The sequence below is a fragment of the Paenibacillus sp. J22P277 genome, from assembly GCF_059383675.1.
The window spans coordinates 263,119-285,649 of sequence record NZ_JBXENS010000006.1; the positions used below are offsets into that span (position 1 = coordinate 263,119).

Annotated in this window: 17 protein-coding genes; 1 reads left to right on the plus strand and 16 read right to left on the minus strand. The window is 60.7% G+C overall.

The genetic code is table 11. The features are described from left to right. Window positions 1-192: 192 nt before the first annotated feature. The 12 genes from AC50YL_RS22110 to uxaC all read right to left on the minus strand — a co-directional run bounded on the left by AC50YL_RS22110 (window position 193) and on the right by uxaC (window position 16,774). The gene (locus tag AC50YL_RS22110; protein ID WP_494834778.1) at window positions 193-1,089 is read right to left on the minus strand and encodes a glycoside hydrolase family 43 protein; all 897 of its coding nucleotides are present in this window, start codon (window positions 1,087-1,089) and stop codon (window positions 193-195) included. 14 nt (window positions 1,090-1,103) lie between these two features. Further along, window positions 1,104-2,801, minus strand: a complete 1,698-nt coding sequence (locus AC50YL_RS22115) for an MGH1-like glycoside hydrolase domain-containing protein (protein WP_494834779.1) — start codon at window positions 2,799-2,801, stop codon at window positions 1,104-1,106. 28 nt (window positions 2,802-2,829) lie between these two features. Beyond that, window positions 2,830-4,191, minus strand: a complete 1,362-nt coding sequence (locus AC50YL_RS22120; RefSeq protein ID WP_494834781.1) for an ABC transporter substrate-binding protein — start codon at window positions 4,189-4,191, stop codon at window positions 2,830-2,832. Window positions 4,192-4,326: 135 nt separating this feature from the next. Beyond that, a complete protein-coding gene (locus AC50YL_RS22125) occupies window positions 4,327-5,172 on the minus strand; it encodes a carbohydrate ABC transporter permease (RefSeq protein ID WP_494834783.1) in 846 nt (281 codons plus the stop codon). A 4-nt stretch (window positions 5,173-5,176) separates the two neighbouring features. Then, window positions 5,177-6,091 (minus strand): carbohydrate ABC transporter permease, encoded by a 915-nt coding sequence (locus tag AC50YL_RS22130; protein WP_494834784.1) that lies wholly within the window; start codon window positions 6,089-6,091, stop codon window positions 5,177-5,179. A gap of 201 nt (window positions 6,092-6,292) precedes the next feature. Continuing rightward, window positions 6,293-7,897: a response regulator gene (locus tag AC50YL_RS22135; RefSeq protein WP_494834785.1), complete on the minus strand. Its 1,605-nt coding sequence runs from the start codon at window positions 7,895-7,897 to the stop codon at window positions 6,293-6,295. Further along, window positions 7,872-9,695, minus strand: a complete 1,824-nt coding sequence (locus AC50YL_RS22140; protein ID WP_494834786.1) for a cache domain-containing sensor histidine kinase — start codon at window positions 9,693-9,695, stop codon at window positions 7,872-7,874. The genes AC50YL_RS22135 and AC50YL_RS22140 overlap by 26 nt, the downstream gene beginning before the upstream one ends. 388 nt (window positions 9,696-10,083) lie before the next feature. Continuing rightward, window positions 10,084-10,740, minus strand: coding sequence for a formylglycine-generating enzyme family protein (locus AC50YL_RS22145; RefSeq protein ID WP_494835278.1), 657 nt, complete (start codon window positions 10,738-10,740; stop codon window positions 10,084-10,086). A gap of 259 nt (window positions 10,741-10,999) precedes the next feature. Next, complete coding sequence (locus AC50YL_RS22150) at window positions 11,000-12,295, minus strand: Gfo/Idh/MocA family protein (RefSeq protein ID WP_494834787.1); 1,296 nt, start codon at window positions 12,293-12,295, stop codon at window positions 11,000-11,002. An 18-nt stretch (window positions 12,296-12,313) separates the two neighbouring features. Then, window positions 12,314-13,813 (minus strand): UxaA family hydrolase, encoded by a 1,500-nt coding sequence (locus tag AC50YL_RS22155; RefSeq protein WP_494834789.1) that lies wholly within the window; start codon window positions 13,811-13,813, stop codon window positions 12,314-12,316. Continuing rightward, the gene (locus tag AC50YL_RS22160) at window positions 13,810-15,333 is read right to left on the minus strand and encodes a tagaturonate reductase (protein ID WP_494834791.1); all 1,524 of its coding nucleotides are present in this window, start codon (window positions 15,331-15,333) and stop codon (window positions 13,810-13,812) included. Before AC50YL_RS22160 ends, AC50YL_RS22155 begins: the two co-directional genes overlap by 4 nt. Further along, complete coding sequence (gene uxaC, locus AC50YL_RS22165; RefSeq protein WP_494834792.1) at window positions 15,320-16,774, minus strand: glucuronate isomerase; 1,455 nt, start codon at window positions 16,772-16,774, stop codon at window positions 15,320-15,322. Before uxaC ends, AC50YL_RS22160 begins: the two co-directional genes overlap by 14 nt. A gap of 121 nt (window positions 16,775-16,895) precedes the next feature. Between uxaC and AC50YL_RS22170 the strand changes: the two genes are divergently transcribed. Further along, entirely contained in the window at window positions 16,896-17,750 is an 855-nt protein-coding gene (locus AC50YL_RS22170; RefSeq protein WP_494834793.1) for a helix-turn-helix domain-containing protein, read from the plus strand. Window position 17,751: 1 nt separating this feature from the next. Here AC50YL_RS22170 and AC50YL_RS22175 read toward each other — a convergent pair whose 3' ends face one another. The 4 genes from AC50YL_RS22175 to AC50YL_RS22190 all read right to left on the minus strand — a co-directional run bounded on the left by AC50YL_RS22175 (window position 17,752) and on the right by AC50YL_RS22190 (window position 22,355). Continuing rightward, complete coding sequence (locus AC50YL_RS22175) at window positions 17,752-18,780, minus strand: glycoside hydrolase family 88/105 protein (protein WP_494834794.1); 1,029 nt, start codon at window positions 18,778-18,780, stop codon at window positions 17,752-17,754. Window positions 18,781-18,818: 38 nt separating this feature from the next. After that, window positions 18,819-20,483, minus strand: a complete 1,665-nt coding sequence (locus tag AC50YL_RS22180; RefSeq protein WP_494834795.1) for a type 2 periplasmic-binding domain-containing protein — start codon at window positions 20,481-20,483, stop codon at window positions 18,819-18,821. Window positions 20,484-20,544: 61 nt separating this feature from the next. Continuing rightward, window positions 20,545-21,444 (minus strand): carbohydrate ABC transporter permease, encoded by a 900-nt coding sequence (locus AC50YL_RS22185; protein ID WP_494834796.1) that lies wholly within the window; start codon window positions 21,442-21,444, stop codon window positions 20,545-20,547. 14 nt (window positions 21,445-21,458) lie between these two features. Then, complete coding sequence (locus AC50YL_RS22190) at window positions 21,459-22,355, minus strand: ABC transporter permease (RefSeq protein ID WP_494834797.1); 897 nt, start codon at window positions 22,353-22,355, stop codon at window positions 21,459-21,461. Between the last annotated feature and the right edge of the window lie 176 nt (window positions 22,356-22,531).

Sequence of the window (22,531 nt, forward strand, 5' to 3'; positions counted from 1 at the left end):
GCGCTGCCGCCTTCGAAGCGGCCATGCAAAGCATTAATTCCAGCCATGCAAAAAAACGGGATATACCCCCGAGCGATCCGGTAACGGACCCTCGGGGACAATCCCGTTTTGCGTGCATGACCGGCCAACCGGTCCAGCCAACCTTTAAACGCAACTATACAGACACCTTATTGAGGGTAACGCACCGGCTATTTACTCCGGCGTCCGCCCGGCAAGCCTGATTCGTCCGCCGCTTTCTTCGATCTCCAGAAACAGCGGCCGCTCGTCCGGCGTCCGGTTCGGCGCGTGAATGGTCAGCAGCAGCCGGCCGTCGAACGCGCGGAACACCATGCCGTGCCCGCCGTCGTTGCGGTAAAGCGCCTCCGGCTGATGAATCCAAGGACCTGCGATGCCGCCGGATTCCGATCGGGCGACGCCAAGCGCATACGTATTGTCGATGAAGCTTGCCCACAGCATATACAATGCCCCGGAATCGCCCCGAAACAAAAACGGGCCGTCCGTGACATAATTCGCCGTGTCCGGATAACGCGGGGAGACGTAAGGCGTCGCCCATGGCGCTTCCGACGCGCGGAACAGCGTGACGGGCTCGCCCGTTGCCTCCCGCAGGTCGGCGCCGAGCCGAACCGCGCATACTTCGCCGTCTCCGGTCTGCTGCCACTCATGGCAGAACGCCATCCATGGCTCGCCTGCCTCGTCCTCGAACAGGCTGCCGTCGAGCGAGCTCCAGCTCTCCGGGGTGACCGGCCCCGCGCTGTGCGGCAGGAACGGACCGAGCGGGCGATCCGCGGCCAGCACCGCCGTGCCGAGCAGGCCGTTGTCCTTGCGCCGGAACGTCGCGAACATATAATACCGGCCGCTCCCGGCATAGACCTCCGGCGCCCAGAAGTTGGCGTCCGCGAAGAAATCCGCCGGCGGCCGGAATACGGGGAACGGCCCTTCCCACTCGGCGAGATCCGCGCTGACGTAAGCGTCGAACCCCGTGCCCGGTCCCCAGATGTTGCTGTCCGTGCTGCCGAACAGGTAATACTTGCCTTCTTCCGGGATCGGCAGCACGAACGGATCCCGGATTTGAATGTCGTCGCTCTTCAAGACGGTACGCTCCTCTACTCGTAAGTCGGATAGATCAAACCGATATCGCGCCCGCTCTCCCAATGCCCGTCGGCGTAGCGCAGCAGTTGATTGCCCTTCACGGCGAACGGCAGCTCGCGCCCTTCCCAGCTCAGCGACCCCTCCACCGTCCGCGCGCTCATGCCGAGCAATCCGCGCAGCTGTCCTTGCCGGTCGGTAATCATGCGGACGCCGGACGGGAACGTCATATGCAGCTTGCCGCCGCGATAGAGCTCGGAGACGCCGCGCAGGTTGAGCAGCTCGAACGCGACGCCGTCCACCGTTCGGCCGTAGGCCGTCTCCCCCGCGACCTCTTCGCCGTGATCCCGCGCATCCGGGACAAGCCCGGTGAACCAAAGCTCGCCTTCCGTCGTCGGCAGGATGCCGCAGAGCCGCTCCACGAAGTCGAGCAGGCATAGGATCGATGGCGAATACGCCTCCGTGTAGCCTTCGTCCCCGGTCCACGGGCTGACCGTCTGCGCGAAGCGCTCCGCCTTGGCGAACGACGAGAGGATCGGCTGCATCGCCCATGTCAGCTCGACATGGCGGTGATGATGCTCGAACGCATGCGGCGTGCGGATCAGGCTGAGAAAATTCGACGGCCCCGCCCAGCTGTTGTAGGTAGAATGCGGATCATACCTGGGATCGTCCATGGCGATCGACGTGAACGGATACTTCGCGAAAAACTTCCGCGTATTGAGCAGGTACCTGCGCAGCGCCGTATCGAACAGCTCCCCGTCGCCGACCTCGCACGCCATCACGCGCAGGAGGACGTCCGACTGGATGCGCACGAACCGGTCATGCCGGTCCCGATCGTAGAAGAACTGATCCGATTCGTCGAAGCAATGGCGCATCAGGCTGTCCAGGCTTTGCCGCGCCTTGCCGCGCCAGACGTCGCCGTTCTCGCCCAATTCGTCCGCCATCTTGCCCAGATAGAGACGCTGGCAGTAGACGTTGGCCGTCAGGTCGGGAGCCAGAAACGGCAGCACCGGCGAGTCCGGATCGAACCGGGACGCGTCGTCTTGATGCGGCGTGTCGGGCACATGCCAGAAACGCGGCGACAGGTCGTGCCCGGTGTCGAACGCGCTGAAGGCTTCGACGCAGCCGGTGCCGCGCGTATTGCGGTTGTCGGCGAGCCATTGATCGTACCGTGCCATCGCCCGGTACATCGGTTCCAGGAACGCACGGTTCCGCCCGTGCAGCGCGTAATGGTTCCAGACGCTGCGGGCAAGCGGCGTCACCAGTTGGATTTGACGGAACGCCGCGCCCTGCGCGGTGATCTTGTACGGCAGCATGCCGTCCTCGCGCTGATGCGCCGCGAACGAACGGTACGTCGACTCCGATACGCCGGGCATGAAGCGAGAGAGCAGCTCCGCGTTGATCGTGCCCGTGCTTTCCAGCCAGCAGCCGTGGTAGACGCCGCCCTCCTGCAGGATCGGGTCATCCCCGCGAGTCGGCACGATGCAATCGAGCAGCCGTCGCAGCGCCCGATAGTAGACCGCTTCGAGCCTGCCTTCGGAAGCCGCGAACCGGACGCCGGAGCCGAGCCATTCGTCCAGCACGGCCCGATCGGAGCTTTTGCCGAGCTCCCCGACTCTCTCCTCGGTCCGAAGCTCCCTGAGCCTGTTCAGCAATCCGTGTTCGTTCACCGGCAACGCCCCGCTTTCCAGCCACTTTGATTTGTTGGTTTTCACTTCTTTATTCCGATTATCTCACTTGCGATTATTGATTGTTGCTCTCGAATATTTTCACCGTGCCGGCATAGAAATCGGCGGCCGCCTTATCCACGCTTTCTTTGCCGAAGCCGATCAGCTGCACCGTATTGTCCGACAGCTTGATGAACTCCGCGTTGCCCGGAGGGTTGTAGCTGACCGCGAACGGCTCCTTCGTCGTCGCTTCGGAGACGCGGCTCGTGAAGTCGTAGACGATCTTGTCCGTCGGGCCGGCGCTGGCTTCGAGCACTTCGCGGTTGGCCGACGTGACGGGCACGCCGCGGTTGTTGCCGAGAATTTGCGCCGCGTCCGGATCGTTGATCCAGAAGTCCATCAGCTTGGCGACTTCGTTCGGGTATTTGGTCTTCGCGTAGCCGGAGAGGCCTTGGCTCGATTCGAACACGACGCCCGTGCCCTTGGAGCCGCGCGGCACCTGCAGCATGATCAGTTCGTCCTTCGTCGCGCTTTGGAACGAGCCGAGCAGGTTGGACGGCAGCAGCGTCATCGCCGCTTTGCCCGTGACGATCAGCGATTTGCTCGCGTCCGCCGGCGGGTTGGACACTTGCAGCTCCGGCGTTACGACTCCGCCGGCCTTGGCCGTCTTATCCCAATATTGGAACCATGGCAGGATGTCCGCTTCCTCGAAGCCGAGCTTGCCGTTCGCCATGTCGTACAGCTGTTTGCCGTTCTGCTTCAGGTAAATGTCGTGGCCGTCCGTCGTGAAGTTGTACGTGCCGTAGTAGCCTTTGCCCAGCTTGTCGGAGATTTCCTTGCTGATGCGGGTGTAATCGTCCCAGCTCCAGCCGTCCTGCGGCACCGGGATGCCGGCTTTGTCGAACATCGTCTTGTTGACGACGATGCCGCGCGCGTTCGCCCCGGCCGAGATATGGACGAGCTTGCCGTCCAGCGTGCCGTATTCTTTCATCGACGGATCCATGTCGTCGAGCTTCAGATCCTTGCCGACGTACGGTCCGAGGTCGAGCAGCACGCCCTTGTTCGCGTAGTCGACGACGTTGCCGCCGAGGAAGAAGATATCCGGCGCCGTGCCCGACGCGAGCTGCGTGTTCAGCTTGTCGAAGTAGCCGTCCGACGGACCGAATTCGCCGGTGATCTTGATGTTCGGGTTCTTCTGCTCGAACAGATCGATCGCTTTGTTCGTCAGGTCCGCCCGGCTCTGGTCGCCCCACCACATCATCCGCAGCTCGACTTGCTGCTGTTCTCCGCCGTTGTCCGGGGTTGCCGCGGGCGCATTGCCCGCGCCGCCGTTCGCGCTGTTCGCGCCGTTCCCGTTATTGCCCCCCGAGTTGCCGCAAGCGGTAAGCGATACGGCCGTCAATGCCGCCAATCCGAGCATAAGCATTTTTTTCTTCATGATGCTTTCTCCCCTTAACCGTTAATTTGCAGAGCGCTTACAAGTCCCATCCTACTTGGAATCGCCTCCGGCTTGAATGTGATTCCTTCGGCTGTTGGTCATCACTTTTTTCGGAACCGCGGACGAAGAACGCGATTATTTCAGGCCCGTCGTGGCGATGCCGTCCAGGAAGTAACGCTGGAAAATCAAGAAAATCAAGGTGATCGGCAGCAGCGACAGCACCGAGATCGCGAGCAGCGCTCCCCAGTCCGACGAACCCGACGGGTCGAACAGCGCGCGGATGCCGAGCTGGACCGTGAACAGTTTGATGTCGCTGATATAGATCATCTGGCTGAAGAAGTCGTCCCACGACCAGATAAACGTGAAGATCGCCGTCGTGATCAGCGCCGGAAGCAGCAGCGGCCAGATGATGCGGGCGTACAGCATCGGCTGGCTGCAGCCGTCGATCGTCGCGCTTTCGTCGAGCTCCCGCGGAATGCCGCGGATGAACTGCACCATCAGCAGGATGAAGAACGAATCATGCGCGAGCCATTTCGGCAGGAACAGCGGCAGGTACGTATTGATCCAGTGCAGCTGGCTGTAGATGATGTATTGCGGCACGAGCGTCACGTGGTACGGCAGCATGATCGTGACGAGCATCAGCGCGAACCAGAGCTTCTTCATCTTGAACTCCAGACGGGCGAAGGCGAAGGCGGCAAGCGAGCAGGTCAGGACGTTGCCGAGCACGCTGAGCACCGAGATCAGCGCGGAGTTGCCGAAGAAACGCGCGAAGGTGATCCCCTGGAACCCTTTCCAGCCATGACGGTAATTATCGAGCGTGAACGTATGTGGCCATAAGCCGCCGCTGCCCGAGAAAATGTCCGCGTTGGGCTTGAAAGAGCTGGCGAGCAGCCACAGGACCGGGTACAGCATCGCCAGCCCCAGCAGGATGATGATTCCGTGGCGGACGAACGCCGAATACGTCGATTTCATGGTCACCATGCGCTTATCTCCCCTCCTTGCCGTCGCCGTAGAAGACCCAGTACCTCGACGTCGCGAAGACGATCCCGGTGAACGCGGCGATGATGAGCAGCATGATCCAAGCGAGCGCGGAAGCATAGCCCATGTCGAAATACGCGAAGCCCTTCAGGTAGAGATAGAGCGTATAGAACATCGACGCGTCGAGCGGACCGCCCCGTCCGTCGCCGATGACGTAAGCGGGCGTGAACGCCTGGAAGGAGTTGATGATGCTCATGATCAGGTTGAAGAAGAGCACCGGCGTCAGCATCGGCAGCGATATGCTGAAGAACTGGCGGGCCTTGCCCGCGCCGTCCACCTGGGACGCCTCGTACAGGTCGGCGGGAATCTGCTTGAGCCCCGCCAGGAAGATGACCATCGCCGAACCGAACTGCCACACCGACAGCGCGACGATCGGGTAGATCAGATAGTCGGGATGGGCGATCCAGGACGGGCCCGATATGCCGAACCAGCCGAGAAACGTATTGACGACGCCCTCGCTGTCGAAGATCTGCCGCCAGACGATCGAGATGGCGACGCTGCCTCCGAGCAGCGACGGAACGTAATAGACGGTTCGATAGATGCCGAGCGCCCGAATGCCTTTGTTCAGCGCCATGGCGACGAGCAAGGCGAAGACGAGGCGCAGCGGCACGGACAGCAGGACGTACTTGAACGTCAGCACGAGCGAATTGGAGAACGTGGGATCGTTCGAAAAGATCTCCTTATAATTGGACCATCCGGTCCAACGGGGCGAATCCAGCAGGTTGTACTTCGTGAACGACAGATACAGCGAGCCGATCATCGGGCCCAGCGTAAGGCAAAAAAACCCGACAAGCCACGGCAGCAGAAACAGATAAGCCGTGCGGTTGTGGGTGCGGGCAAGCGGCTTGCGGACGGTTCGCATGGGGAGTCCTCCTCTTATCATGTGTGGATATACTCCCATGATAAGCGGACCGCCGCATCCGCTGAATTCTATTTCTTCGGCAGTTGGCTTGCGATTTTTTCAGTTGCGGTCCGGGCGGAGGCGGCGCGGCGCGTTACGGGTTGACCGCCATACCGTTACGAGCGGACCGCCCGTACCGTCAGAGCAGATCGTCCGGCATGTCTACGAGCCATCCGGTCCTTTCTTCCCGGATGCCCGCTGCCGGTAATCCGAGGGAGACATGCCGAACATCCGCTTGAATTTGGAGCTGAAATAACTGGCATTGGAGAAGCCCGTCAGCTCGGCGATGTCCCACAAGCCGAGCTCCGTTCCCTCGAGCAGCCGTACCGCCTGGGCCATGCGGGCATCGGTCAGGTACTGGATGAACGTCTTGCCGATCTTGTTCTTGAACATCTCCGAGAAATAAGACGGATTGTAATTGAATCGCTCGGCGATCTGGGTCAGGTTCAGCTCCGACATGTAATTCTCGCCGATGTACCGAAGCACGGCGTCCATTAGCGAAGCTTCCCCTTCGCCCGCCTCGCTTCTGCGCCGGCGGTCGATCTTGGCCGCGATGCCGGCGAGGAAGCGGACGGCCCGGTCGACCGTGTCGAGGGCAAGCGCCAGCTCGGGCCGGATCCATAGCTGTTCCGAGCTGTCCAGCCGTACGCGCGCCTCGTGCGCATGCGGTTCGAACACGAGATAGAGCTGGAAGATCGCCTTGACGAAGCGCGAGCGGGAGGACGCCATCGCCTTGCGAAGCGACTGGCTCACCGCCCGTTCCAGCGCCGCGAGCTCGCCTCGCTCCAGATAGCGCTCGATCACGTTGATTTCTTCCCCGGACAGCGCCGCTTGTTCGCCGGAGACGTCCCCGTCGTTGTCCGTCCCGCCGTCCGACAGATTCCAGGCCAGCAGCGCGGAGAGATAGCCTTCCTTCCACTGGCCGAAGCCGGCGGCGTTCTGTCCGATTCCGGCCGCCAGCTCGAAGCCGAGCAGCTCGCGCACCAGCGCGTCCAGCTCCGCGGCGAACGCCCGCAGCCAGTCTTCGCTTTCCACCGTGACGAAATGAATCAGCCCCGGATAGTTGGCATCCCGGAAAGCCGCGCAGGAAGCGCCGGAGGTCTCTTCCTTCTCCCGGCAAATCAGCTCGAGCGGCAGCAGGAACCGGTCCGGCGTTCGTTCAAGCGCGGGCTCGGCAGCCGCAGCATCCCGATGGCGAAGGCCCACGGTCAGGAACCGCGCCTCCCGCCGCGCCCAGGTTTCGAGCCCGAATCTGGCGGCCCGGTCCAGCACGGCGCTCTCGCGGTCCGATTCGCCTTTGACCAGCCGCACGATGAAATGCTCTCTCATTTCCTTGTAATATTGGGACAGCTCCCAGCGGGCAAGCTCCTCACGCTTCAGCTCGTCGCGTTCCCCGTCGAGCTCCGCCGCGATCTTCGCCAGCACCGCGTCCAGCTCGTCCCGGGCGACCGGCTTGAGCAGATAATCGCTCGCATGGTGACGATGGGCCGCCCGCGCGTAGTTGAAATCCTCATAGCCGGTAATGACGACAAGCCGCGCGTCCGGATGCCGCTCCCGGCAGGCCTCGAGGAACGACACGCCGTCCATGAGGGGCATGTTCATATCGGTCAGCACGATGTCGATCTCTTCGTTCTCCAGCAGCTCGAGCGCTTCGAGCCCGTTGGACGCCTCGCCCGCCAGCTCGAGACCGAGCCGGTCCGCATCGATTTTCAATTTCAAGCCCAGCCGAATTTCCGGCTCGTCATCCACGATCAGCAATCTGTACATGCCTTAACGCCTCCTGTACGGGTAAAATCAGCTCGATCCGGGTCCCTTCGCCTTCGGAGGAAGCGATGCGGACCTCGAAGAGCGAACCGTAATACAACCGGCAGCGGGCAAGCACGTTGCCGAGACCGATCTGGCGGTCGCCGCCGGTCAACGCCTGATGGGGACGCGCGGCATCGGCCAGCTCCAGCAGTCTCCGCCGCTGCAGCTCGTCCATCCCCGCTCCGTTGTCGGCCACGGTAAGCACGATGCGTCCGTCCGCGCGCCGCGCCCCTACGGCCACGCGCGCTTCCGCCTGCCGCGCATAGGCGAATTTGACGGCGTTTTCGATCAGCGGCTGCAGGATGAACTTGACGACCGTCACATGCTCCAGGTCGCCTTCTTCCTCGATCGTCAGCCGCAGCCGGTCGCCGAAGCGGATTTGCAGAATCATCGCGTAATCGCGCACGTACTTGAGCTCTTCGCGCAATCCGATCAAGTCGTCGTTGATTTTGAGCGAGAACCGGAGCATCTTGCCCAGCGATTCGATGACCGCGACCGTATCGTCGGTGCGCTTCTGCATCGCGAGGCTGCTGAGCAGCTCCAGCGTGTTGAACATGAAATGCGGATTGATCTGCATGAGCAAGGCCTTGTACTCGGCCTGCTGCCGCAGCAGCTTCAGCTCGAATTCGTTGCGGATGTGATGCCGGAGCCGCCCGACCATGTTGCGGAACGTCGCGGTCGCGAACCCGACTTCGTTGCGCACGTCCCCCGCGGGAGGCAGCCGGCTCTCGGCGCTGTCGAAGTCGCCCCGCTGAACGTGGCGCATGGAAGAGACGAGCCGCGAGAGCGGCTTCGTGATGCCGTGGGACAGCCAGAAAGCGATGAACAAGGACAGCAGCAGCAGCAGCGCCGCCAGCAGGACGATGCTGTTGCGCAGGTTGAAGAGCTGCGCGTACAGATCGCGCTCGGAGACGAAACCGACCAGCATCCAGCCGTTCAACGACAGCTTTTTGTAGACCATGATCTGATCCTGCCCCTTGGCGTTCGTGAAATAAATGACGCCCTGCTTGCGCCAGCCGTCCTGGACGGCCTTCACCTCGCTCTGCGTCTCCACGCGGGTGTCGTAATCGGCCTGGGACAATAACGGGCTGCCGTTCTGGTCCAGCAGGTAGATCGTTCCGCTGCCCCCGAGATGAATCCGGTTCAGCGGCTCGAGGAAATAATCCGCGCTTACGTTGACCTTCAGCGAAACCTTAGCCTGCGCGGGCTCGAACGTCCCGATCGGCATCAGCATGCTGACCACCGGGTGAGTGTTGTTGTTGACCCGGATCTCGACGTCGTCGGTATGGGCGGCGAGCCAGCGGACGCTCTGCGTCGTGAAGTTCTTGTACCATTCCTGCCCAAGGAAGGCGCCGTCCTTGACGACCTGGTTGTTCATGCTGACCCACATGCCCTCCCGCCGGTACAGCGAGACGGAAGACACGCTGGAGTAGCTGGTCGTCGTCTGCGTCAGGAATTTGCTCATCTTCAAATGGGCCAGCATCTTCTCGCCGTCCGTGAGCGCCGGATCGGACACGGCATCGTCCCATTCGTCCGTCGTGGAGCTGTTGAACACCAACGAGGCCAGGTCGTAGGTTTGCGTCTGGACCATGTCGATATAGGAGCCGTATTCGTCCATTTTCTCCAGCGCCGACGATTCGATATAGGAGCGGATAATGGAACGGGATTGATTGAACAGCAGAATCGACAGCGCGCCGAAGGCCAGCACGAACAGCAGCACGAAGGCCACGATCAGGCGATTTCGCAGGGAATAGAACATGGGCGCTCTCCTTTCCGCAAGCGGCTGATTCCCAGATAGGCCTTGGCCAGCCGTTGCCGTTCATTTATTAAAGCAGCGGGGCGATTTAGACGGTCAAGGCGCTTAGGATGATCGTCAGCCGGTGTTGCCACTCCCCGATGCCGAGCCGGAAACGCCTTTCGTAAGCGCTCTCATTTGATTCTTGGCTCGTCGTCTTATGAAGCGGAATCGACTATCGCCGCGTCCTATTGCCGCGTCAGCGCCTCGCCGCCCGAACATGTACTATGGATTTTAACACAATTCGCGGGCGCGAAAGATTTAATGTCTTGCAAACGTCCCGTTGAGCGTTCCGGCGTACGGGAAAGAGGCAGCCCGTTCATGACGCCGGCCGCCTCGCGCGGGTGCGTATTCAGTTCGACGGCTGCAGCGATCCGGCCAGCCGAAAGCCGAGATCGTCGATGCGAAACGTCGGGTGGCTGCGTCGACGGCAAGTCGCTCCGCACCCTCTTGCTTCTTCCGCCCAGCTTCCTCCGCGAAAGACCCGATAGGGGCCGTATACGTCCGCGTCGTATTGATCCCAGCACCACTCCCACACGTTTCCCAGCATATCGTAAAGTCCCCACGCGTTCGGTGCCTTGCCGCCCACGTCCCGGACCCTGCCTTCGGCGTTCCCGCGATACCACGCGATCTCGTCCAGCTCGCCGTACCGGTATCCCGTCGTACCGGCTCTGCACGCATACTGCCATTCCGCTTCCGTCGGCAGGCGGTACCCGTTCGCTCCCCGGTTGCGGACGACCTTCTCGCCGCCATCGCTGACCGAATAATAGTCGTCCAGCCCGGACTGTCGGGAGAGCAGATTGCAAAATTGTACCGCGTCCTGCCAGGAGACCTCCGTGACCGGCGCTTTCGGCTGGTCAAGTAGTCCGCTCGTTCCGTGCGCGAGCGAGGCGTATAACGCTTGCGTGACCGGGACGGGAGCAAGCAGGAAAGCATCCACTTCGACCGTCCAACTCTTATGGATGCGATCGTCCCGCAATTGAATCACGCCGGCGGGAATGTTCGCCATTGGGTACTCGGCCGTATCTCGTCGTGCCTCGGACACCTTAATTCCCTCCTATGCTATCGTGATCGAGCTTTGAATTACGCCCTGCACGACATGTGCCCTGCTTGCCGCGCCATACCGTTATCATAACGATTCCGTCAGCGAATGTCCCACACTTTTGTCAAATTCAAAGACACGCAGCTACTCCGCTCACACGGAATAACTGCGCGTCTCTTCAACCATCTAAATGCCAACCATGCGATCCGCTCCGCACGCGTCGAGGCTACCCGCGGAATTTCACGAGCTCGGACACTTTCACCGGCTGACCGGTGCGGATCGACTTGTTCGCCGCGATGCCGGTCAAGATCGAGCGCGCGCCGTCGACATGGTTGGCCGCGCGGCGGAACCGGTCTTCCACCGGCGTGCCGAAGATGTCGTTGAGCAGCACCGGATCGCCGCCGCCGTGTCCGCCTTCGCTTTCTTCCTCCAGTTCGATCTCCACGGGAGGCTCCCACATCGGGAACAGAATGATGCGCTTGTCTTTCAATGCGCCTTCGAGCGATTTGTCGCCGCCGGAATTGACGTACGATTGCTCGACGATCGTCATCTCCAGACGACCCTTCGTGCCGTTGAACGCGATCCGGTAACCTTCCCAAGGCATATAAGCATTGAGCGAGTAGGTGAGGATCGCGTTATTCTTGTAGCGGACCATGACGCCCATCGTATCCTCGATGCTGATGCCGTCGCCGAAGACGCTCTGATCTCGGCGGTAGCCGTCCTCGTGCTCGGCGTCCAGGTACATGCCCTTCAGATGCGCGTTCTCGTCGAGATGGAGGGCGAACGGATCCCCGGTGGCGTTCGGATTGCCCGTCGCGCGCTCGTAGAATTCCGTTACCCCGCGCCGTTCGGCATTTTCCTTGCCGTAGTAGAGCAGGTCGCCGTAAGCGAACACTTCCTCCGGCTGCGAGCCGATCCAAAAGTTGACCAGATCGAAATGATGGGTCGACTTATGCACGAGCAAGCCGCCGCTGTTGCGCTTGTCCCGATGCCATCTGCGGAAGTAATCCGCCCCGTGCATCGTGTTCAGCAGCCATTCGAAATGAACCGACGTGACTTGGCCGATCGCGCCGTCCATGATCAGTTCTCTGGCTTTGGTATGATGCGGGGCATAACGGTAATTGAACGTGACGCGCACATTGCGGCCCGTACGCTCGACGGCGTCCAGAATGTCCTGGCATTTGCGCTCGTCCACCGTCATCGGCTTCTCGGTAATGACGTCGCAGCCGAGCTCCATGGCGCGAATGATATACGTATGATGCGTGCGGTCGACGCTGGTGACGATCACGGCATCCGGCTTCTGTTCCTCGATCATGCGGTCGAAATCCTGCGTCTTGTACGTCGCGACCGGCGGATAAGCATAGCTATCCCGCAGCAATTTGTTCGCGTAATTCATCCGCGTCTGGTTGGTGTCGCAGAAAGCGGCAAGCTCGGAGGTCTCCTTGTATTGCGAGGCGATCGCGCCGTAGAAGAACTCGGCCCTGCCTCCCGTGCCGACGAGCACGTATCTTTTTTTGTTCATGTCGAACTTCCTCCCTGATTATAAAATAACGCCGTCCTTGAAAATCCCGATTTCCTTGTAGCCGTTCCGCTCGCCGTTCGTGCGGATCTCGCCCGAAGCGAGCCCGAGCACATACTCGAACAGCTCTTCCGTCAACGCCTGCATGCTTGTTCCGCTTAGGAGGCGCCCCGCGTCGAAGTCGATCCAGTTCCGCTTCTTCATCGCAAGCTCGCTGTTCGTGGAGAGTTTCACCGTCGGCACCGGACCGCCGAACGGCGTGCCCCGCCCCGTCGTGAACAGGACGATATGCGCGCCGGCCGCCGCGAGCGCCGTGACCGACACCAGATCGTTGCCTGGGCCTTGAATCAGGTTCAGCCCTGGCTTCGCTGCGCGGACGCCGTACGGCAGCACGTCCGTCACGCGGGCCGTGCCGCCTTTCTGCGTGCAGCCGAGCGATTTCTCCTCGAGCGTCGTGATGCCGCCGGCTTTGTTGCCGGGAGACGGGTTCTCGTAGATCTCTTGCCCGTGCCGGATAAAATAGTGCTTGAAATCGTTGACCAGGTCCACGATCTTGTCGAACACCCCTTCGTCGGCCGCGCGGTTCATCAGGATCGTCTCCGCCCCGAACATCTCGGGCACCTCCGTCAGCAGCGCCATCCCGCCTTCCGCCGTCACGATATCCGCGACACGGCCGACGAGCGGATTGGCCGTCATGCCGGAGAAACCGTCCGAGCCGCCGCATTTCAGACCCATCTTCAGCTTGGCGAGCGGAACGGGCTTGCGTTCGAACCGCTCCGCGAATGCCGCCAGTTCTTCCAGCAGCCGCATGCCGGCCTCCAGCTCGTCGTCTTCGTCCTGCGCGCGGAGATACCGGATGCGCCCGCCCTGTTCCCCGAGCAGCTCCTTCATCCCGTCGATCTGATTGTTCTCGCAGCCGAGGCCGACGATCAGCACGCCCGCCGCGTTGCCGTGACCGGCAAGCGCCGCGAGCAGCCGGCGGGTATGGGTCAAGTCGTCGCCCAGTTGCGAGCAGCCGAACGGATGCGCGAAATGAAACACCCCGTCGATGCCCCGCCCCGCGAAGCGTTGCGTTCCATTCTTCGCCAGCAACTCGCATGTTTTGTTGATGCAGCCGACCGTATTGATAATCCAAATCTCGTTGCGGATGCCAACGTCGCCGTTGTCCCGCTCGTAACCGAGAAACGAAGCCCCGCGCGCGCTTGCGGGATCGGCCAGCGCGACGGGCTCGTAACGGTAATCGAGCAGCGCGCCCAGCCCCGTGCGGACGTTATGCGTGTGCACCCAGCCGCCGGCCTGAATATCCGATTGGGCAAGCCCGATCGAATACCCGAATTTGCGGACATGCCGGCCGGCCGGAATCGGGCGAATCGCCAGCTTATGCCCTCTCGGCACCTCGCCGATCACCTTCACGGCCGGTCCGCCTTCCGCGTCCGGCAGCCCGATCGTCTCGCCGTCCTTCAAATCCCGGAGCGCGACGACGACGTCGTCATCGGGATGCAGGCTCACGGCAGCGTTCATCGGGCATCCGCCTCCCAGCCTGCCAGATGCCGCGCAACCTCGTCCGCAAGACCGGGATAACGCGTCAAATCCTCGTCCCAGAGCGCGGTCAGCGCAAGCAGTTGATGGACGCTGATCGCCAAGCCGTCGGCAGCTCCCCCGCCGGCATGATAAGGCTCCCACGCCTCCCGGATCAGCTCCAGCAATGCCTGATCGTCGCGGATCGCAAAGCTTGAACCGTCCGGCAGGCGCGAGGTGTACGGACCGGCCCTTTCCGCGGGGCGGTACAACCGAAGCAAGCCGGCAAGCGACTCCGCCAGCACGTCCGGGATTTCTCCGGTGCGCTGCCAATGCGCCTTCAAGGTCGGAAGCAGCCTCGTTTTCCATTTCGACAGGCTGTTCAAGGCGATATCGGCCAATCGGTGCTTCATATACGGATTGCGGAACCGGTCCAGCGTCTCGTTCGCGTAGGCCGCCAATTCGCCGCGATCTAGCGGCACCGCCTGCACGATCTCCTCGAACAGCCCCTGCATCAATCGCGGTCCCAGCTCCGGATGCTCCAGCGCTTCGCGGACTTCACGAAGCCCCTTCACGAGTCCGATCGTGGCCAAGATCGTATGCGCTCCGTTCAGCAGGCGCACTTTGCGCAGCTGATACGGCGTCAGGTCATCGACCCACTTCACGTTCAAGCCGGCCTGCGCGAGCGGCAGTCTCGCTTCCAGCTCGCGTTCCCCTTGAATCGCCCAGAAATAATAAGGCTCGGCGGTCGTAAGCAGCGGATCCGCGTACCCCCAGCGGCCGAATAGCGCATCCGCGTCCTCCGGATAACCGGTGACGATGCGGTCGACCAGCGTGTTCAGGAACCGGTTGGCATCCCGGACCCACGCCTTGAATGCTTCGGGCAAGCCCCAATCCTCGGCATGGCGCAGCACGGCGGCCGACAGCCGTTCGCCGTTGCGGTCCAGCAGCTCGCACGGCAGATGGATCAGCCCGCGCGCCGGATCGCCGCCGAATCGGGTAAAGCGTCTGTACAGGAACGCGGTCAGCTTCCCCGGGTACGACAGCACCGGGACCGTCTCCAACCATTCGCACGGCTGATATACGAGCCCCGCTTCCGTCGTATTGGAGATGACGAATTCCAGCTCCGGAAGCTCGGCCAGCTCCAGGAAGGCTTCCCACTCCTCGTACGGGTCGATCATGCGGGAGAAGACCGTGATCGTCTCCTTCTCCTCGACAGGCCTGCCGTCGCGCAAACCCCGCACGAGCAGCGTATAGGCGCCCTCCTGCTCCTTCAGCTTATCCAGATGCGGCTTGCCCGTCGGACGCGGCTGGGTAACCGCGACGCTTCCGTTCAGAAGCCCGCGGCGATTGCACGCCTGCAGCATCCAATCGGCGAACCCGCGCAGAAAATTGCCTTCCCCGATCTGCAGCACTTTAATCGGCAGCTCCCGCTGGCGCTGCCACTCTTCCCGCTCGGCCGCAGCCAGCGCGGCCTGCCCGATCCGCCGCGGACCGGAGCTTGCCGGATCAAGCTTGGACATGGGCCAACCCCCCGCTTTCCGCGCCCGCCGGCGAACCGAACCGGAAATAACGCTCCGCGTTGCGGTAGGCGATATCCTGCACGATGCCGCCAAGCCAAGCCATGTCATGCGGAGCTTCGCCCCGTTCGACCCAATCGCCGAGCATATGGCATACGATCCGTCGGAAATACTCGTGCCGCGTAAAGGACAGGAAGCTGCGCGAATCGGTCAGCATGCCGATGAACCGGCCGAGCAGCCCCATGTTCGAGAGCGCCGACAGCTGCGCGAGCATGCCGTCCTTCGTATCGTTGAACCACCATGCGGAGCCGAACTGGATCTTGCCCGGAATGCCTCCGCCTTGGAAGGAGCCGATGATCGAAGCCAGCACGTCGTTGTCCTTCGGATTCAAGGAATACAAGATCGTACGGGGCAGCGCGCCTTCGTTTTCCCAGGCGTCGAGCAGTCCCACGAGCGCGCCGGCCAGCCGTCCGTCGCCGATCGAATCATAGCCGGTATCCGGACCGAGACGGGATAACATGCGTCCGTTGTTGTTGCGATGGGCATGGAGATGCAGCTGCATCGCCCAGTTTTTCTCGGCATACCATCTGCCGAGCTGCAGCAGCGTGAAGGTTTTGTAGCGCTGCTCCTCTAGCTCGCCGACCGTTTCGCCCCGGATCGCTTTCGCGAATATCGCGCCTGCTTCCGCTTCCGAGCACGGCGCGAACGGCACCTCGTCAAGGGCATGATCCGACAACCGGCAGCCCATCCGGTCGAAATAGCCGACTCTCGACTTAAGCGCTTCCAAGAACGCGGCGTAATCACCGATCTTCGTTCCGCATGCCGCTTCCAATCGGCCGATCCAAGGCAGGAAGGCGGCGGCGCGGATGTTCAATGCTTTATCCGGGCGGAACGAAGGCAGCACCTGCGCATCGATCGTCGGGTCTTGGCGGATGAAGGCATGATGCTCGAGCGAATCCGCCGGGTCGTCCGTCGTGCAAATGACCCTCACGTCGCTCGCTTGGATCAAATCGCGCACGGTGATGCCCTTTCCGTCGAAGACCGCCTGCGCCTTGTTCCAGATCGCTGCCGCATTGCCCTCGTGGATGATGTCGTCCACGCCGAACGTACGGCGAAGCTCCAGATGCGACCAATGGTAGAGCGGGTTGCCGATCGCCTGCGGGACCGTGCGCGCGTAAGCCAGGAATCGGTCATAGTCGGATATTCCCTCGCCGCCGGTCACGTAGGGCTCCGTCACGCCGTTCGCCCGCATGGCCCGCCATTTGTAGTGATCGCCGTACAGCCACGCTTCCGTCAGGTTGCCGAACCTTCTGTTCTCGGCGATCTCGCGGGGATCCAGGTGGCAATGATAGTCGATGATCGGCATCTTGGCCGCATAATCGTAATAAAGCCGGCACGCCGTTTCGCTGCCGAGCAGAAATCGTTCATCCATAAAGGCTTTCAACCGAATTCCTCCCTCGCTTGTTCAACCTACACCCTTATGATAGGACAATATAAGTTTTAAGTATTGTCCTTTTTTGTTATAATCGCAGGTATTATGATCTTTTTTGCCATGAGGTGATGCCATGCAGCCCAAAGAAACGATAACCGTCCATTACGGCGAGGAAGAAGGGGACTTTTTTCTGCAGCAGGTCAACCGCACGACGCCCTTCGAAGCCTACAATCATTACCACAGCACGTACGAGGTCTATTATCTGCTGTCCGGACGGCGTCAATATTTCATCAAGGACAGCATGTATTCCGTTGCCGCGGGCGATCTGATCTTCATTAACAAGCATGACGTCCATAAAACCTCGGTGCTCGGGTCCCCGCAGCACGAGCGGATCGTCATCAACTTCAGCGATGCCTTTCTCGGCGACGGGCATCCGATGTTCCGTCCCGAGCTGCTTCGGCTGTTCGAACGGGATCGTCATCAATACCGGTTAAAGCCGCAGGAGCAGTGGCATGCGGAAGAGCTCTTCCGCAAAATGACGGACGAGATCAAACAGCAAGAAGACGGATTCGAATTATCGCTCCGCCTTCTCTTGTCTCAACTCTTATTATTCGCCTCGCGCCTGAAGGATGCCGAGGTGCCGGCGACCGAAGATCCGCTGAGCCCGTCGCATCGGCTGATGGCCGAGGTCGTGAAATTCATGAACGCCCATTACCGGGAGAAGCTGTCGCTTCCTTCGCTCGCCGACCGATTCGGGATGAGTCCCTCGTATTTCAGCCGGATGTTCCGGAGCGTGACGGGCTTCACCGTCATCGGCTACCTGAATCTGGCCCGCATCCGCGAAGCGCAGGCCTTGCTCGCCAAGTCGAGCCTGAAGGTCGCGGATATTTCCGAACAGGTCGGCTTCGAGCAATTCGCGCATTTCAACCGGACGTTCAAGCGGTTGATCGGGACGAATCCGACCCGCTATCGCAAGTGGAACGGCTAGGTCAGGCTTGATTTTCCAGCACGGCCGCCAGCAGCGCGAGCGCGAGTCCTTGGCCCCAGCCCTGCGCCCATCGCTTCGGCACGGCAAGGTAGCCCGCCAAGTCGTTCATCACCGCCGTGCCTCCGGATACGTTCATGACCCTGCCGTTGGCCGCGATATTCGCAAGCGTGCCGTCCAGCGCGCGCTGCACGTATTTCGAGTGCAGGGGGTTGCCCATGTTCACCATCGCGGCCGCGATGCCCGCCGTCGCCGACACCTCGCCGTAGGATCCCGGGTAATCCAGCACCGTGCCCCATAAGCCGTCTTCCCTCTGCAGGACTTTGATCGCGGCAAGCTGGTCCCGCAGGGAACCGCCCACATGCATAAAGTTCGGATACAGGTAGCCCTGCGGCAGCACGGCGCCCACGCGGGACATCGTATAGGCCGCCCAAGCGTTGGCTCGCCCCCAATACATGCCGGACATATGGCCCTTCGTCAGGTTATCGTAACCGTGGTACCAGAGCCCCTTCTCCTCGTCCTGCAAATAATTGACATGCCAGTAATACTGGTGCAGCGCATCCTCGATCAGCGGCTTCTCGCCGAGCATGACGCCCGCGCGCAGCAGGAAATACGCGGCCATGAACAGCGTATCCGCCCAGCACTGCTCCGGAAAATCGTTGTTGCTCGAGACCGTATGCTGCAGCACCCGGTCCTCGAATCGGAGCGCCTTGTTCTCGAGATAATCGATCTTGCTCAGGATGAGGTCGAGGTACTTCTGCTCCTTCGCGCGTTCGTACAGAGTCAGCAGCATATGCCCCATCGCGCACGTATTCACGTTCCATGACGGAAGGCCGACCTCGACGTACTCGTCGCACCATGCCGCCATCCGTTCGAGATACGCCTGATCGCCCGTCGCTTCGAACGCCCGGCTGACGCCGTAATAGGCGACGCCGCAAGGCCAATCCCACGTTAGATCCATCCCGAGGGTATAGTCCGCCACGCGTCCGATAACTTCCTTCAGCTCCGATGGATTCGCGTCTAGCTTCAACATCTCCTTACCTCCATTGCCGGGAATAAATACCGGCCGCCTTAGTTGAATTTACCCGCGTCGATCGCGGCTTGCTTCTCGTCGAGGATCTCCTGGTAGCCCGCGTCGAGGTAGGTCTTCTTGGCATCCTCGTAGGTCGCGTCGAACTCGGCTTCCGGCGCGATGACGCACTTCACGTACAACTCCTGGAAGAGCGAATTCAGATCGGCCTTGTACTCGTTCACCTTCTCGAGCACGACGTTGAACAACGCGTCCGGCGTGCGGTATTCGGCAACCTTGTCGTAATTTTTCAGAATATCCTCCGCCAGATACTCGAAGCCCTTGGGCGACCAGTTGCGGAGATAAGCCTTCCGGGTCACCTCCGGCGTGGAATACTGCGCCACCTCGGTGACCAGCGCCCAATAGTCCTTGTTATTGTTGTTGGACGTCTTGGATTCGCCGGCGAAACCCGCGGTCTGCACGGCAATCCCGTCTGCATCGAGCGTATAGTTCTGGCCTTCGATCCCGTTCTGCAGCAGGAACAGGTTATCCGGCTGGCTCATCCATTCCAGGTACATCCATACCGCGGCGCGTTCCATGTCGGTCGATTCGTAATTGATGCCCATGATCAGGCCGAACGGCCAGTAAGCGCGTCCTTGCGGTTTAAGACCTTCCGGGACGATGGCTTCCGGAGGCAGCACGGCGAATTGCGCCTTCGGATCGTTCTTCAGCGTGGCGGAGAGCACATCGGTATTATTGGCGAGATAGAACGCGTAGTTGCCCGTCTTGCCCGCGACGAACTCGGCCTTGGTCTTGTTATCGTCGTCGCGCAGGTAGAACTCTTTGTCGACCAAACCGTTGTTGTACTCGTAATTCAGGTTGCGCAGGTAGCTCTCGGTCGCTTTGGTCGTCAGATCCGCAACGCCGAGGTCGGAGTAGAGCGCGCGTTCCTTCGCATCGACCGGCCAATCGCGGAAGGGATAGTTATAGGTATAGTTGTTCTTCTTCAGGTTTTCGCCGGCGACGCCGAGTCCCGCTTGCTTCCATTTCAGGAGCATTTCGTTGAATTTCTCGAGGGAGGTCAGATCCTCTACCTTCATGCCGACCTGCTCGACCCAGTCTTTGCGAATCAGCGTCACGTTGTTGTCCGCATTCGGGCGCGCGGCGAAGAAGAAGGCGTTTTTGCCGTCCACGATGCCGAATTTCCGATCGGTCTCGCCCATGCTCTTCCAATACGTCGGCGCGTAGTTGGCGATCTCGTTCCAGTCGAGCGGCTGCATGACGTCCTCGCCGTAATACGCCAGCGCTTGCGGCATGTCGTAATGGAAAATGATGTCCGGCGCTTTATGCGAAGCCAGCAGCTGCTCGTAATCCGTGACCTCGCTGCTCCGCGTGATCGGCACGAACTTGACGTTGACGTTGTATTTGTCGCCGAATTCCTTCTGAATCAAGCGCGTATAGTAGTTGTCGGTGACGTTCCAGCCTTCGAAGGCGCGCTCGTAGACCGGAATCTCCAGATTGACCTTCTCCGGGAAGCCCTTGGAATAATCGGGGTAGCTGCCCTTTTCGCCGGTATTTCCGGTATTGCTCGCGGATGGAGCCGGCTCGTTGGGGCTGTTGTCGGCACCCGCGTTATTGCCGTTGCCGTTGTTCTCCGAACAGCCCGCCAGCAGACCGCCCGCCACGGATACGGTCACTAGCAGCGTTGCGATTCTCTTCATGTTCATCGGTTTTTCCCCCACAAATGAATTTTCAATGCGCATCGGGCGATTCCATGCAGGCACGAAATTATTCTTTGACGGCGCCGAGCATGACGCCCTGAACGAAATACTTCTGGATGAACGGATAGATGCACAGAATCGGAAGCGTCGCGAATACGATGCACGATGCTTTCAGCACCTCGGGATTGCTCAGCGACACCTGGGCGGCCTCGAGCTGGAAGCTCTCGCTCGCCTGGATGACCAGGTAATACAGCTTCAATTGCAGCGGCCGCAGCTCTACGTTTTGCTTGATGTAGAACAAGGCGTCCTGATAAGCGTTCCAGCGGCCGACCGCGTAGAAAAGCGCGATCGTCGCGATGATCGGTTTGGACAGCGGGATGACGATGCTCAGCAAAATGCGGAAATGTCCCGCGCCGTCGATCCGCGCCGATTCTTCCAGGCTTGCCGGTATGCCCGAGGAGATCGAGCTCTTCATGATCAATAGATTGAACGCGCTGAACGAAAGCGGCAAAATCAGCGACCATATCGTATCCAGCATGCCAAGGTTGTTGACCAGCATGTAATCGGGAATGATCCCGCCGCTGAAATACATGGTGAACATGAAGACGAAGGTCAGCGCCGTGCGCCCCTTGAGCTGCTTCCGGGACAACGGATAGGCGGCGCAGACCGTAAGGAGCATCCCCAATACGGTAAACAACGCCGTCACGACGACCGACACGTACAAGGACCGCAAAATGCTGTCGTCGGCGAAGATCTTATCGTAAGCCGTCATCGTAAACCCCGCGGGCCATAGATACACCTTGTTCGCGATGACATAGGCATCTTCGCTGAGCGATTTCGAAGCGACATGAACGAACGGCAGCAGGCAAGCCAAGGAAGCGATGATCAGAATGAGGCGGATCAGCACATCCCAGACGTCCATGCGTTTTCGGCGATGCGCGGCAAGGGTGCCGCTTCCTGTTTTCATGGTTCGCCTCCTTTCTATAACAATCCGTCTTCGCCGAGCCGCTTGGCGATGCGATCGGCCGCCAAGACCAGCACGAGGCCGATCATGGCTTGGAACAAGCCTAAAGCGGTCGCTCGGCTGAAGTTCCCGCTCTCGATCCCCCAGCGGTAGACGAGCACCGGGATGGTCGTCGTGAACTCCGTGGTCGCCTTGTTCTGCAGGGCGAACACCCGCTCGAACGATCCCTCCATCACCTTGCCCAAATTCAGGATCAGCAGGGTCACGATGGTGACGCGAATCGAGGGCAGCGTGACGTTCCACATCTTCCGCCATCGCCCGGCGCCGTCGACGATGGCCGCTTCGTACATCTCCGGATTAATGCCGCTGATGGAAGCCAAGTAGATGATCGTGCCCCACCCCATGCTCTGCCAGACGCCGATCGCCAAGTAACTGATCAGCCAGTGATGATCCTCCTGCAGGAAAGGAATGCGCGTGCCGCCCAGCTGCGCGACGAGATTATTGATCATGCCGTTGCCCTCGCTGAGCAATTGGTAGGCGACCGCTCCGATAATGATCCAGGAGAGAAAGTGCGGCAGATACAAGAGCGTCTGGTTGATTCGCTTGAAGCGGACGCTCTTGATCTCGTTCAGCAGCAGGGCGAGCACGATCGGCATCGTGAAGCTGAACAGCAGGTCCAGGCCGTTGAGCAGCAGCGTGTTGCGAACCGCCCGGGCAAAGTCCGGCTTGGCGAAGATTTCCCGGAACACGTCGAAGCCGGCCCATTCGCTGCCCCAGAATCCCCTTGCGATCTTATAGTTCTTGAACGCCAGGACGAGCCCGGACATCGGCGCGTACTTGAACACCCCCACGAATGCCAGCGGGATCAGCAGCAGCGCGTACAGCTGCCAGTCGCGCCGGAGATAATGCGTCATCCGCCGATCGCCCCGGACGCGCTTTAAAGCGGTTTCATTTTGAGGTGGAGCGTTTTCAAGTCGCATGGTTTCACCTCCTTCTCCTGATGGCTTCCTCGCCGGATGGCTTCCAGGCTCCGGCTCGGTTATGACTGCATCATAGCGTTCCGGCCAAAGCCCGGTAAATCGTTACTATT

What these genes read in the sequence shown, in the direction of transcription:
- AC50YL_RS22155 (WP_494834789.1), bottom strand. Translation starts at nt 13,813, where the DNA reads ATGAACGCTGCCGTGAGCCTGCATCCCGATGACGACGTCGTCGTCGCG.
- AC50YL_RS22150 (WP_494834787.1), bottom strand. Translation starts at nt 12,295, where the DNA reads ATGAACAAAAAAAGATACGTGCTCGTCGGCACGGGAGGCAGGGCCGAG.
- AC50YL_RS22130 (WP_494834784.1), bottom strand. Translation starts at nt 6,091, where the DNA reads ATGCGAACCGTCCGCAAGCCGCTTGCCCGCACCCACAACCGCACGGCT.
- AC50YL_RS22170 (WP_494834793.1), top strand. Translation starts at nt 16,896, where the DNA reads ATGCAGCCCAAAGAAACGATAACCGTCCATTACGGCGAGGAAGAAGGG.
- AC50YL_RS22145 (WP_494835278.1), bottom strand. Translation starts at nt 10,740, where the DNA reads ATGGCGAACATTCCCGCCGGCGTGATTCAATTGCGGGACGATCGCATC.
- AC50YL_RS22175 (WP_494834794.1), bottom strand. Translation starts at nt 18,780, where the DNA reads ATGTTGAAGCTAGACGCGAATCCATCGGAGCTGAAGGAAGTTATCGGA.
- AC50YL_RS22185 (WP_494834796.1), bottom strand. Translation starts at nt 21,444, where the DNA reads ATGAAAACAGGAAGCGGCACCCTTGCCGCGCATCGCCGAAAACGCATG.
- AC50YL_RS22120 (WP_494834781.1), bottom strand. Translation starts at nt 4,191, where the DNA reads ATGAAGAAAAAAATGCTTATGCTCGGATTGGCGGCATTGACGGCCGTA.
- AC50YL_RS22160 (WP_494834791.1), bottom strand. Translation starts at nt 15,333, where the DNA reads ATGTCCAAGCTTGATCCGGCAAGCTCCGGTCCGCGGCGGATCGGGCAG.
- AC50YL_RS22135 (WP_494834785.1), bottom strand. Translation starts at nt 7,897, where the DNA reads ATGTACAGATTGCTGATCGTGGATGACGAGCCGGAAATTCGGCTGGGC.
- AC50YL_RS22190 (WP_494834797.1), bottom strand. Translation starts at nt 22,355, where the DNA reads ATGACGCATTATCTCCGGCGCGACTGGCAGCTGTACGCGCTGCTGCTG.
- AC50YL_RS22180 (WP_494834795.1), bottom strand. Translation starts at nt 20,483, where the DNA reads ATGAACATGAAGAGAATCGCAACGCTGCTAGTGACCGTATCCGTGGCG.
- AC50YL_RS22125 (WP_494834783.1), bottom strand. Translation starts at nt 5,172, where the DNA reads ATGGTGACCATGAAATCGACGTATTCGGCGTTCGTCCGCCACGGAATC.
- AC50YL_RS22140 (WP_494834786.1), bottom strand. Translation starts at nt 9,695, where the DNA reads ATGTTCTATTCCCTGCGAAATCGCCTGATCGTGGCCTTCGTGCTGCTG.